Raw genomic sequence first — 12,792 nt, forward strand, 5'->3', positions numbered from 1 at the left:
ATGCATAGAGAAATGATAGGTTGAGAATATAAGATGAATTAATACTATGGTGGGGGTGTATTTTTGGGGTTCAAGGGAAACCCCAAAAATAGGTAAGAATACTTAGCTACATGTCGGTGGCTTTCCAGCAATCTGGCGCTCTTGTTGTAGCTCTTTATGTAGAGATTGCAGCTGCGTTTTCGCATCTTGACTAGAGTTGACCGACTGGCTTAACTTGATGAAGCGATTGACGGCATTATCTACCCCTTGTGAGTTATCTCTGTCATAGTCAATGAGTGCTTGCATTGCGACGCCTGCCTCTTGATAAGATTGCTGAGACGCTTGCTCTGCTGCCAGTGCTGAGCGAAATGCTGCGTCATATTGACAAGCGATCAGTGCGTTAACTGAGGCGTCTATATCCGGACCGAAATCTAGTGTCGGCTTAGGCTTTGTAGCTTGTTGCGCCGCTTGTTTTGCTTCTTCTTTTTGGTCCTTTGAGTAGCCATCGATAGCCCCTGCTGTGCCTCCTGCTAAAGCGCCCGCAGTGACATTTCGGCTAAGACGATACGTATTAACTTCTCCATCAACAATAAGGTCGGTGAGAGCGCCTAGCATCCCAGCTGATACAGCGCCAGCGGCTGCTCCTTCTGCGGCACCTTGTGTCGTATTGGCTCCGCAGCCAAACAGAAAAGTAGACAGAATAGTGATGGCAATAATAGAAGGTTTCTTCATGGCATAATCCCTAGGTAACTTATTGTTATTGAAAATCTTGTTATTCAAAATTGTACTATTGAACAAGTATAGGGCAACTGTTTTTTGTTCGATCAGTTTAATATCGAAAAAGAGGTATTTTTGTGACCTGATACTACGCAGGTTGGCTTGTCACCTCACAATGCATAGCCAAGAGATATGGAAGGGGTGGGGTTGGGTCTTTGTTGGTGAATACTATAGCGGATGAGCATGGATCTTCAGCATAATGCCTAAACCCCCTTGTGAGTTTTGTGCCTTTAATGGTGAGCCATATCCCGATGAAAAATGGCATAAATAAAATTGCTTAGAGTACGTAACGATTTATTATGTCTGTATATGAGTGTATATGTGGTCATTTACTCTAGAATAGGTTGGATTTGAACCATTTTTAAACATGTGTTAGCATCTGCGCCGAATTATTAATTAGAGCTCTAAATAAATGGAGGGCGGTTTTTTTGTTTTCTCATGTGAGTAAAACAAGTAGGAAGCGTATTAGTTGTATTTATGGAAAAAGCATTAAAGAAATATAGTATTGAGACGACGGACTATCAGGTCGGTCAGGACAATGTACAAAAATGGGGGTTTGATATTCATAACCCAGTATTCGGGACAAGCGCCGCACTGGTTATTCTCTGTCTACTTTCACTTCTTATCGTTGAACCTTCCACAGCGCTTAGCGCATTAAACAGTGTTAAAAACGGCATCATCCAAGACTTTGACGTCTTCTTTATGTGGGTGACCAACTTCTTTATATTTTTTGCTTTAGCTTTACTTATTTCGCCGTTAGGCAAAATTCGAATTGGTGGTAAACAGGCTAAATCAGAACATTCCACAATTTCTTGGCTAGCGATGTTATTCGCGGCTGGTATGGGTATCGGCTTGCTCTTTTGGGGCGTAGCAGAACCGACAGCTTATTTCACCGATTGGTGGGGCACCCCACTTAATGTTGAACCTAATACGGAAGCGGCAAAGTCACTTGCTATGGGCGCGACATTATTTCACTGGGGCTTTCATGGCTGGAGTATCTACGCCATTGTTGCGCTATCTCTAGCCTTCTTTACTTATAACAAAGGACTGCCGCTTTCAATCCGCTCAGCGTTCTATCCCGTTTTTGGTGATCGAGCGTGGGGTTGGTTAGGGCATGTCATTGATATTATGGCGGTGCTTGCCACATTATTTGGTCTGGCAACTTCTCTTGGTTTAGGCGCTCAGCAAGCAACAAGTGGCATTAACTACGTATTTGGCCTAAATGGCGGAATAGGGATGCAGCTTGGTGTCATTGTGTTTGTCACAATGATCGCTGTTGTTTCTGTTATTCGTGGTATTGATGGCGGGGTAAAGGTACTCAGTAACGTCAATATGATCTTAGCATTCTTGTTGTTGGTGTTTGTGACCGCTGTTAGCTTTGACGTGGCTGTGTCTTCTCTTTGGACAACCACGTTGGGGTATTTAGGGAATATTGTCGAGCTAAGCATTCCTCATGGTCGTGATGATACTGTTTGGATGCATGGCTGGACTGTTTTTTATTGGGCTTGGTGGATTTCATGGTCGCCATTTGTTGGGATGTTTATCGCTCGTGTCTCTAAAGGTCGTACGGTTAGAGAGTTTCTGTTGGCGGTTATTTGTATCCCAACCGTGGTCACTGTGATTTGGATGTCGGTATTTGGTGGTATCGCGATTGATCAAGTCATGAACAATATTGGTGAACTCGGCGCGACAGGACTCACGGATATTTCACTGACTTTGTTTCACGTGTACGACGCTCTGCCATATGGTGAAGTACTTTCAGTGATTTCAATTGTACTGATTTTGGTGTTCTTTATTACCTCATCAGATTCGGGTTCCTTGGTCATCGACAGTATAACGGCTGGTGGTAAGATTGATGCTCCAGTACCGCAACGGATTTTTTGGGCTTGTATTGAAGGCGCAATAGCGGGTGTCATGTTGTGGATTGGTGGTAAAGAAGCATTACAAGCGTTGCAATCCGGCGTTGTGGCGACAGCGCTTCCGTTCGTATTTGTATTACTGCTGATGTGTTTTAGTTTGATAAAGGGCTTAAAAACGGAACTGCCTGAATATCGATAAGACTGAGTTTGTTGTCATAGATTTAATCAGAGGAGCCAGTTGGCTCCTTTTTTCGGGGTTGAGGAATGTAAAAACCAAACTCATAACATTGTTATTGTCTTGGTGTATTCATTCTGATCTATTGATTGGCTTAATTTATATTGAGTTGGGTGCCTGATGCGTTAGGAAAATAGTGCGAGCATTGAAAATAGATTGTTTTGATAGCATGACTAAAGGAGAGAATCGTCCCATTAATTAAACATATTTTGGTGATTTATCGTAATTGATAAGTGTATTATCGCTGCAAAATAAGTGGTGTCGGTTTACATAGATTACGCATTTAATTGCGAGTCAATTTGGTTTTTTCGCCTACAAAATACTCAATAGGAGCAAAAAGTACACACTTTATTTTCTTCAAAGCTAAAGTGGATCTGGTTAATGTAAATGCCTTGTTAAGAAGTGCGCTGCGCTTTAGGGATCGATAACGATGGCAGAACCAGAACTACACACTATCCAAGGAGAGAATGGTAATGGAATTCACTAATAGTATTAAACGCACGAGAAAGTGGGGCAAAGTCAGTATTTTAGCGGCTATCTGCTCGACTTCCTTCCACATGCAAGCGAATGCGGTACCGGTAGCAAACTCGGAATGTCGTCCGGATGGGCTCTATAAAACAGCGGGTATCGATGTGCCATATTGTACTGCGTATGATACTGAAGGGCGTGAAATAATGGGGGCGGATCACCCTAGACGTGTCATTGGTTACTTTACCAGCTGGCGTTCAGGCGATGATCCTCAATCTTCTTACTTAGTGAATGACATTCCTTGGGAACAATTGACCCATATTAATTATGCATTTGTCAGTATTGGGTCTGATGGTAAGGTTAATGTTGGTGACGTTAACGATCCTAACAATGCAGCGGTAAACAAGGAATGGCCTGGTGTCGAGGTCGATCCGACTCTAGGTTTTAAAGGTCACTTTGGTGCACTAGCCACGGCTAAAAAGCAGCATGGTGTAAAAACCCTGATCTCGATTGGTGGTTGGGCTGAGACTGGTGGTCACTTTGCGGCTGACGGTAGTCGAGTGGCCGATGGCGGCTTCTATACGATGACAACCAATGCGGATGGATCGATTAACCAACAAGGTATCGAGACCTTTGCCACTTCTGCGGTAGAAATGATGCGAACCTACCAGTTCGACGGGCTAGACATTGATTATGAGTACCCTACATCAATGGCAGGAGCAGGGAATCCAGACGATGTGGCTTTCTCGGAATCTCGACGTGCCTATTTAATGAACTCTTATCATGTGTTGATGAAAGTACTCCGTGAAAAATTGGATGCAGCCAGTGCGCAAGACGGCATTCACTATATGTTGACCATTGCAGCGCCATCCTCCGGCTATTTGTTGAGAGGAATGGAAACCATGGCAGTAACCAAGTATTTGGATTACGTCAACATCATGTCTTACGATTTACACGGCGCTTGGAATGATCATGTGGGTCATAATGCTGCTTTGTATGATACGGGCAAAGACTCAGAGTTGGCTCAGTGGAATGTATATGGAACGGCCGCCTATGGTGGTATAGGGTATTTAAATACCGATTGGGCTTACCACTATTTCCGCGGTTCCATGCCAGCGGGTCGAATTAATATTGGCGTACCTTATTACACACGTGGCTGGCAAAATGTTACTGGCGGCACGGATGGACTTTGGGGGCGCGCACCGTTACCTAATCAAGCAGAATGTGCAGCTGGTACAGGTGAAGGTGAGAAGAACAATTGTGGCTATGGTGCATTAGGCATAGACAACATGTGGCACGATAAGGATGCCAATGGTGTCGAAATGGGGGCAGGTTCTAACCCTATGTGGCATGCAAAGAACTTAGAAAAAGGCATTATGGGTTCTTATGCAACCGCTTACGGTCTAGATCCGGTTAATGATCCTGATGATGTTTTGTTCGGGAATTATACTCGTCACTATGACAGTGTCGCTGTCGCGCCATGGTTATGGAACGCGGATAAAAAAGTGTTCCTGTCGACAGAGGATATTGATTCAATCAATGCCAAAGCGAACTACGTCATTGATAAAGAAATTGGTGGCATCATGTTCTGGGAGTTGGCGGGCGACTATAACTGCTACATCTTTGACGCAAACGGAAATCGTGGCGCGATCGATCTTACTGAACAAGCCTGTGCGTCGGGTAATGGTGAATACCATATGGGTAATAGCATGACCAAGGCAATGTACGATAAATTCCTGAGTGCGACACCTTATGGAAATAGCGTTGCCACTGGCGTGATACCAACGGAAGCGGTAGATATTTCCGTTTCCATTGGTGGTTTCAAAGTCGGTGACCAAAACTATCCAATCAACCCTAAAGTAACCTTTACCAATAACACTGGCAGCGATATACCGGGTGGCACTGAATTCCAATTCGATATTCCTGTATCTGCACCGGATAACGCAAAAGATCAGTCTGGCGGCGGCCTTCAAGTCATTGCCTCTGGTCATACTCGAGCAAATAATATCGGCGGGCTTGATGGGCCGATGCACCGCGTGGCCTTTACGCTACCAAGTTGGAAAAACTTACCCGCAGGCGCAACGTATGAGCTAGATATGGTTTACTACTTACCTATCTCTGGCCCAGCCAATTATACGGTTAATGTGAATGGTGTGGATTATGCGTTTGCATTTGAGCAGCCTGATCTCCCTCTTGGTGACTTAACAACAGGTGGCGGCAATAATGGCGGTGGTGACGGCGGAACCCCTGGGACGTGCAGCTCAACAGGTGTGAATGCGTACCCTAACTTCCCACAAACGGATTGGCAAGGGAACCCGAGTCATGCCAGTGGCGGTGACCAAATGAGTCACAACGGCGTGGTGTATAAGGCTAAATGGTGGACGAACTCTGTTCCTGGTAGTGATGGTAGCTGGGAAGAGGTGTGTACGTTGTAATCTCAACGCTACGCTAAGAGTCGCGTTATTCAGTATGCTATGCCACGGCTAATAAGCTTACTTAAAACAATAAAAATCCCGCCTGACCTGTATGGTAAGGCGGGATTATATTAAGTAGCGACGTACCTTGAATAAACTCGTAACCTTAAGTAAACACGTAACCTTCTGAAACGACGACGACCCCTTTATCAGAAATAGTGAATCGCGCCGCATCTTCGGCAGCGTTTTGACCAATGATTGTACCGTGGGGAATAAGGACGTGCTTGTCGATAATACAGTTACTAATTTGACATTGCTCCCCAACCGTAACCCCATCAAATAGAATGCTATCAGCAACGGTGGCACCATCGTTAATTCTTACGTTGGATGACAATATCGAACGATGTACTGAGCCCCCTGAATTCACCACGCCATTCGAAATAATGGAATTGATAAAAATTCCTTCGTTTCCAGTAGCGGAGGAGACGGTTCTAGCTGGTGGGAGCTGAGGTTCATAAGTTCGAATTCTCCAATTATTTTGGTAGAGATTCATAGGGGGGACTGGTTCAAGCAAGTCCATATTCGCTTCATAAAATGAGTCAATGGTCCCTACATCTCGCCAGTAACAATCTTTTGCAACTCTGCCAGTCTCTTCACCAAAATAATACGCGTAGACTCCTAAACTATCGATCAATTTGGGAATTAAATCATGACCAAAATCGTGGCTTGAAGACTCAATTTCGGCATCTTGATGCAGTGCTTCTTTTAGGGCGTTCATGTTAAATACGTATATGCCCATTGAAACGAGTGATTTTGATGGATTCGTTAGCATCGATGCCGGGTCACTGGGTTTTTCTTTAAAGCTAATCACTTGCTGGTTACTTTTTGTCTCGATGACACCAAAAGCCGAGGCTTCCTCCCTCGGGACGTCCATACAAGCGATGGTAAGTTCTGCGCCTGATTGTTTATGGGCGTCGATCATAGCGGCGTAGTCCATTTTGTATATGTGATCACCAGAAAGGACGATCACATGTTCAGCCTCACTGCGAGAGAGTAGCCACATATTGTGATAAATCGCATCAGCGGTGCCTTCGTACCACTTACCACCTTTGCGCATTTGTGGAGGAACAACCGTAATGAATTCTTTTAATTCAGGATTCAATATCGACCAGCCATCTCGTATGTGCTTGTGTAAAGAGTGAGATTTATATTGTGTTAGCACCAATATTTGCCGCAGTCCAGAGTGAAGACAATTGGTAAGTGTGAAATCAATAATTCGATATTTTCCACCAAATGGCACGGCTGGCTTTGCTCGGTCATCGGTTAAAGGGCTTAGGCGAGATCCAACCCCTCCTGCTAGTACGATTGCGAGAACATCTTGCATAGCGACTCTCCTTGAGTGGTGCCATTGTGAACGTGACAAGTATTAGTAGTGTAGGACAAACCATACAAAAACTAAGCCAATTTATAACTCGTTGAATTTGTGGGATAAACATAGCGAAGTCATTGCTATTTGCACCATCTTAATCAAACGTGTTTTATCTATGCACCGGTTTTGGGCATTGACGATGGCAGAAACATAAATAGACAAAATCAATGGAAAAGAGGAGGGGGTAACGAGAGAGATCACATATCTTACTATTTGAAATTGTTATAGTTCATTGTATCGAATCCATTATAAGAAAGGTCAACGCGTATGAAATGGATAACTCACATCCTATTGTTATCTTGTTGGTTACCTAGCGGATGGTTATTCGCTCAGACTCCGACAGAGATCGTCGAGCAATCAGATAAATCGATGCGTGGAGACTCCAGTTATTCAGAGTTGACGATGAGGATCATTCGGCCAGAGTGGACTCGTAGTATGAGCATGAAAAGTTGGACTAAAAACCAAACCTTATCGCTTGTTCTGGTGACAGCTCCGGCCAAAGACAAGGGGTCGGCATCGCTCAAGCGAGATAGAGAAATGTGGAACTGGATTCCCAATATCGAACGAGTGATCAAGATTGCCCCTTCAATGTTAGGGCAGTCTTGGATGGGGTCAGATTTTACCAACGATGATCTCATCAACCAGTCGTCCATTGTTGTGGACTATACCCATCAGTTGGTAGGTGAAGAAAGTTTCGACGGTGTGGACACTTGGGTGATTGATGCGGTCGCTAGGCCAGATGCCCCTGTTGTCTGGAGTAAAGTCAGGCTTTGGATTTCGCAATCGTCCTATTTACAGCGTAAAGCTGAGTTTTACGATGAGTTTGATGAAAAAGTCAGCACGATGCAGAGTTTTGACGTTAAGAGTTTAGGTAATCGAATGGTCGCGACGCGCATGGAAATGGTACCTGCGGATAAACCGGGTCATAAGACCGAAATGATTACCCATGCAGCGCAATTTGACTTTGCGATTGAAGATAGTTTCTTCTCACAAAGCCAAATGAAAACCTTGAGATAATCGTTAAGCACTCAGACAACGAGTGATAATAAACAGTAACAAAGGGGACTCAATGCTGGTTAAGCTTGCATGGCGTAATTTGTGGCGACAAAAAAGAAGGACGATATTAACGGCTTCTGCGCTGGGGCTAGCGCTTTGCTTGTCGTTGCTGACACGAAGTTTTCAGGAAGGGAGTTATAACGCCAATATTGATAACGCGGCACGTTTTTATACTGGGTTGATTCAGTTACAAGATCCTGATTACGCCGACAATGGGAGTATTGATGATCTATTGTCGGGTAATTTGAATGATTTTGAATTCCTTAAGTCAGAGGCGTCAATCGAGTATATCTTACCGAGGCTAGAAAGTGTCGCATTAGCAGCGGCGGGCGATCGCTCTAAAGGCGTGATGGTGCTGGGCGTTAACCCCGAACTTGAAGATCGTTACTCCGGCATTAGTGAAAAGGTTTCCCATGGACGTTTTAACTTTGATAGTGAGTCCGAAAAGGGTCGCAGTGTCCTCATTGGTGAAGGATTAGCCAAGTATCTACGATTAGAGGTTGGTGACGAAATAATATTGTACGGACAAGGCTACCAAGGGCAGACAGCTTCGGGGCTTTACACTGTAAATGGTTTTCTGAAATTTCCAGTAATGAGCTTGGATAATCAACTCGTTTATATGCCAATAAGCGAGGCGCAGCGATTATACAGTACCGGAAATCAGCTGACATCTTGGGTTTTACATACACAAGCTCTTAGCGACGTTGACTCGGTAGAAGCGTCATTAACAAATCATTGCGGTGATACTATTCGAGTAAGAGATTGGAAAGAACTTTCACCAGACATGGCGCAGCAAATAGAAATGGATCGAGCAGGCGGTATTTTTCTCATCTACTTGCTTTATGGCATTGTCGGCTTTGGTTTGTTTGCGACGGTCATGATGATGACATTGGAGCGCCAACGAGAGTTTGCGGTTATGTTGGCGGCTGGCATGAGTCGAGGAAAGTTGGTCTCTTTGTTATTTATTGAATCAAGCTTTATTTGTATTTTAGGGATTGCGCTTGGCTTTGCCGTCGCCATGCCGATTCTTGGGTACTTCTACTTTAATCCTATCTATATCACTGGCGAAGCGGCTAAGGTCATGCTAGAAGCTGGATTTGAACCTATTCTTCCTGTTTATCTTAACTTAGGTCTGTTTATCAATCAGGCGCTTGCGGTCACACTAATGTTACTCATTTGCTTGATCGGTCCAACTTGGAAAGTGCTACGCCTTAACCTGGTTAGTGCGTTAAAAGGAGGTGGTCATGATCATTAAATTGGCGTGGCGAAACCTTTGGAGAAATAAACTACGAACCAGCATCATGCTCGGGGCAATGGTGTTTGGTTTGACTGGTGTTATTACTATGATGGGCTTTATGAATGGGCTTGTCGATAACATGGTACACAACGCTATTTCTTGGCAAACCAGTCACTTACAGATTCAAAATAAGCAGTTTAAAGAAAATTCGGATATTAATGCCTACGTGGTTGATGCTCAAGCGATCGCGGAACGTTTAGATAATCAACCCGACGTATTGAAATGGAGCTCCCGCTTTTTAATTGATGGGATGATAGCGTCTGCCCGCAGTACACGGGGTGTTCGAATTGTCGGTGTCGATCCCGAGGTAGAAGCGAGTTTTACCCCACTATCCCAACATATTATTGACGGCTTGTGGTTTGATGGAACAGGGCGGCACCCGATCTTAGTATCACAGAAGAACGCCGAACGATTAAAGCTAAGAGTAGGCTCGAAAGTCGTTTTGACATTAACCGACCAATTTGGGGAAGTCACGGGCGCCGCCTTTCGGGTTAAAGGTATCTTCAAAACACCATCTACGAATTATGATGAGGGCAATGTTCTCGTTCAGAAGTCCGACATCCAACAGATAACGCACCTTTACGAAGTGCATGAGTTCTCTATTTTAGCCGCTGCTGAACTGGGCGCAGACAGTCGCCTATCCATCGCAACATTGGTGACTAAAATCAACGCTTTACTGTCGCCAGATAATGAAGCCAGAGCGTGGTTCGACATACAGCCATTACTTGCATCAATGATGAGCACCATGGACGTGAGCAATCAAGTGATGTTGATTGTGTTTGTTGTCGCAATGGGGTTTGGCATTATCAATATTATGCTGATGTCAGTGTTTGAACGCACTCAAGAGTTTGGTGTATTGATGGCCGTCGGTATGCCTAAGTTCAAGATTTTTATGCTAATAATTTCAGAGACATTGTTTTTGGGCTGTGTGGGTGCGGTACTAGGTGTGTTTAGCAGTGCACTCGTTATTGGGGTATTGAACGTCACCGGAATTTCCCTTGGTTCACATTCAGACGGTCTTGGAGTATATGGCGTAGATACGGTTTTATATCCTCAGGTCAGTGTTGACCAGTACTTAATGGTGTTTATTACGGTTCTGTTTGCGTCTAGCATCGCAGCGCTGTATCCAGCAAGGCAAATTTTGAAGCAACGACCCGTAGAAGCTATGGCAGAGAGAAATTAGTAATGGGATTCCTTAGCGAACAAATCGGATTTTTGCGTATGACTTTTCAATTTATGGTGTGGAATGCCATGATTTATCGAGTAGTGGGTGTTTAAGTTATGACAATATCAATGAGCGCTTTGACCAAGATTTATAATGCAGATAGTGAATTTCCAGTTCATGCCGTGCAAGCGCTGTCTCTGACGATCGAACCGGGTGAGTTTGTCGCGATTATGGGGCCTTCAGGCTCAGGAAAAACCACCATACTTAACATGATAGGCGGTATTGATGAGCCAACGTCAGGTCAGATTATCATTGATGGGCAAGATATTGTTGGGTTATCTGAGAAACAACGTATTGCATTTCGACGAGACCATATTGGTTTTATTTTTCAAGACTACAGCTTGCTACCGGTATTGACGGCGATGGAGAATGTAGAGTTTGTTATGCAATTACAAGGCGTAGAAGAGGGTAAATGTCGTCGACGTGCTAATGAATTACTGGATCAGGTTGGACTATCGAATCAAAAGCATAAACGTCCAGCAAAAATGTCGGGTGGGCAGCAGCAACGAGTGGCCGTTGCGCGTGCGCTTGCGTCTAAGCCCCGATTTGTAATGGCGGATGAGCCAACAGCAAATCTAGATGCAAAAAGCACGAGTGAACTGTTAGACATTATGCAAAAGCTAAATGAAGGAGAGGGGACCACATTCATCTTTTCTACTCATGATCCTCGAGTCATTAAGAGAGCAAAACGAGTGATTGTGTTTGAAGACGGGCAACTCGTGTCAGACACGTTGCAAAGTGGTCAATAATAGCATGTTGTTAATCGTCAGTTTAACGATCTACCCATACCTCACGGCACAAGCAGGCGTAATGATTCAATGATGCTAAAGAAATTAGTAACGACCATTTTTATTGTGGGTGCAGCCTGCTACATGATAAAGGTCAAAGCGGAGATCCCAGGGCTCGTGCCAGAGAGTCATTGGGATCTAGGGGGGTACGTTAAATATATGGCAACGGGGTTGGTAGCTGATCATAGTGATAACGCATTGGATCACCTGATTCATCAACGCTTTAACTATGAATACCGTTTTACTCCGTCATTTCGTTTTAACGCGGGGATGCGTAATAGAGTACTGATGGGAGACAGTGTGTCGTTACCCTATTACTCGCAAGTGACGGAGTGGGATGCCGGGTATTTTGATCTATCACGTAATATTGTGGATAACGACAAGGTTATCGTAAATAGCCAATTTGACCGCTTGTATTTGGATTGGCAGGGAGAGGAGTGGCGCTCTCGTATTGGACGTTATCGTGTTAATTGGGCGATGAATACGATATGGAACCCTAATGATCTTTACAACGCATATTCAATTTATGACTTTGATTATGAGGAAAGGCCGGGAACCGATGCCATATCCATTAGTCGGAAGTTAGGTTTTGCCAGTAGTGTCGATGTGGTATACAGCCCAAGCAAAGACAGCAATTTACTGCGTTATTCCGCCCGTTATCTCTTTAACTTTCAAGGTTGGGATATGCAAACCTTGATAGGACGTTCGGGGGTGGACAATGTACTCGGAGCTGGTTTTGCAGGGGATATTAAAGGGGCGGGTATTCGGGGAGAATTGACTTGGTTCGACCCGTGGTTAGAGCACTATCAAGGGCAAACTTATCAACAAACTATAGTTTCCAGTGTAGAAACGGACTATAGCTTTGGCGGACAACGTAATTGGCTTGCTCGGGCTTCAATTCTATACATTAGTGAGCCTCAACAAGCGTTTGATGCCGCGACTTATTTAACCTTACCATTGACGGCGAGAACACTTAGTTTTACTCGCTATACAGGGTATGCCGATGTGAGTTTTGATCTGTCACCGTTAAGTCAGTTCACGGCATCAGCAAGTTACTACCAAGATGGGTCGTATTTTATTGGTGTGTCTAACCGCTATTCATTAGCCGATGACTGGCAATTGCTCGCGGTCGTGCAGAGATTTGATGGCAGTGCAGAGAGCTTGTTTGGAGAAACCCCCTCTACACTGCTGTTTGCTAATATAAAATGGTCTTTTTAAAGGTAATAGCAAACCGTTGTCCGATCGTGCTTAGCCAATTGTTTAGT

9 protein-coding genes are annotated in these 12,792 nt (G+C 44.4%); 7 read left to right on the plus strand and 2 right to left on the minus strand.

Annotated elements, in window-relative coordinates; genetic code table 11:
• Positions 1-102 precede the first annotated feature (102 nt).
• Complete coding sequence (locus L4D74_RS11440) at positions 103-711, minus strand: YMGG-like glycine zipper-containing protein (RefSeq protein ID WP_428752233.1); 609 nt, start codon at positions 709-711, stop codon at positions 103-105.
• Positions 712-1,233: 522 nt separating this feature from the next.
• Here L4D74_RS11440 and L4D74_RS11445 point away from each other — a divergent pair.
• Positions 1,234-2,814: a BCCT family transporter gene (locus L4D74_RS11445; protein ID WP_428752234.1), complete on the plus strand. Its 1,581-nt coding sequence runs from the start codon at positions 1,234-1,236 to the stop codon at positions 2,812-2,814.
• A 509-nt stretch (positions 2,815-3,323) separates the two neighbouring features.
• Positions 3,324-5,753 carry a chitinase C-terminal domain-containing protein gene (locus L4D74_RS11450; RefSeq protein ID WP_428752235.1) on the plus strand — a complete coding sequence of 810 codons (2,430 nt, stop codon included), beginning with the start codon at positions 3,324-3,326 and terminating at the stop codon, positions 5,751-5,753.
• Between the two features lie 145 nt (positions 5,754-5,898).
• Here the strand turns inward: L4D74_RS11450 and glgC are convergent, their stop codons facing one another.
• Positions 5,899-7,155, minus strand: a complete 1,257-nt coding sequence (glgC, locus tag L4D74_RS11455) for a glucose-1-phosphate adenylyltransferase (RefSeq protein WP_428752236.1) — start codon at positions 7,153-7,155, stop codon at positions 5,899-5,901.
• Between the two features lie 273 nt (positions 7,156-7,428).
• Here glgC and L4D74_RS11460 point away from each other — a divergent pair, with 273 nt between their 5' ends.
• From L4D74_RS11460 to L4D74_RS11480, 5 genes are all read left to right on the plus strand, one after another.
• Positions 7,429-8,178 (plus strand): outer membrane lipoprotein-sorting protein, encoded by a 750-nt coding sequence (locus tag L4D74_RS11460; RefSeq protein WP_428752237.1) that lies wholly within the window; start codon positions 7,429-7,431, stop codon positions 8,176-8,178.
• A gap of 52 nt (positions 8,179-8,230) precedes the next feature.
• Positions 8,231-9,472, plus strand: coding sequence for an ABC transporter permease (locus L4D74_RS11465; RefSeq protein WP_428752238.1), 1,242 nt, complete (start codon positions 8,231-8,233; stop codon positions 9,470-9,472).
• Complete coding sequence (locus L4D74_RS11470; protein WP_428752239.1) at positions 9,462-10,697, plus strand: ABC transporter permease; 1,236 nt, start codon at positions 9,462-9,464, stop codon at positions 10,695-10,697. Before L4D74_RS11465 ends, L4D74_RS11470 begins: the two co-directional genes overlap by 11 nt.
• Before the next feature lie 98 nt (positions 10,698-10,795).
• Complete coding sequence (locus L4D74_RS11475; protein ID WP_265676992.1) at positions 10,796-11,488, plus strand: ABC transporter ATP-binding protein; 693 nt, start codon at positions 10,796-10,798, stop codon at positions 11,486-11,488.
• 72 nt (positions 11,489-11,560) lie between these two features.
• Positions 11,561-12,745 (plus strand): hypothetical protein, encoded by a 1,185-nt coding sequence (locus L4D74_RS11480; RefSeq protein ID WP_428752268.1) that lies wholly within the window; start codon positions 11,561-11,563, stop codon positions 12,743-12,745.
• Positions 12,746-12,792: the final 47 nt, after the last annotated feature.

The sequence above is a fragment of the Vibrio cionasavignyae genome (genome assembly GCF_050337155.1).
Taxonomy (GTDB): Bacteria; Pseudomonadota; Gammaproteobacteria; order Enterobacterales; family Vibrionaceae; genus Vibrio; species Vibrio nomapromontoriensis.

What these genes read in the sequence shown, in the direction of transcription:
- L4D74_RS11475 (WP_265676992.1), top strand. Translation starts at nt 10,796, where the DNA reads ATGACAATATCAATGAGCGCTTTGACCAAGATTTATAATGCAGATAGT.
- L4D74_RS11470 (WP_428752239.1), top strand. Translation starts at nt 9,462, where the DNA reads ATGATCATTAAATTGGCGTGGCGAAACCTTTGGAGAAATAAACTACGA.
- L4D74_RS11465 (WP_428752238.1), top strand. Translation starts at nt 8,231, where the DNA reads ATGCTGGTTAAGCTTGCATGGCGTAATTTGTGGCGACAAAAAAGAAGG.
- L4D74_RS11440 (WP_428752233.1), bottom strand. Translation starts at nt 711, where the DNA reads ATGAAGAAACCTTCTATTATTGCCATCACTATTCTGTCTACTTTTCTG.
- L4D74_RS11450 (WP_428752235.1), top strand. Translation starts at nt 3,324, where the DNA reads ATGGAATTCACTAATAGTATTAAACGCACGAGAAAGTGGGGCAAAGTC.
- L4D74_RS11445 (WP_428752234.1), top strand. Translation starts at nt 1,234, where the DNA reads ATGGAAAAAGCATTAAAGAAATATAGTATTGAGACGACGGACTATCAG.
- L4D74_RS11480 (WP_428752268.1), top strand. Translation starts at nt 11,561, where the DNA reads ATGCTAAAGAAATTAGTAACGACCATTTTTATTGTGGGTGCAGCCTGC.
- L4D74_RS11460 (WP_428752237.1), top strand. Translation starts at nt 7,429, where the DNA reads ATGAAATGGATAACTCACATCCTATTGTTATCTTGTTGGTTACCTAGC.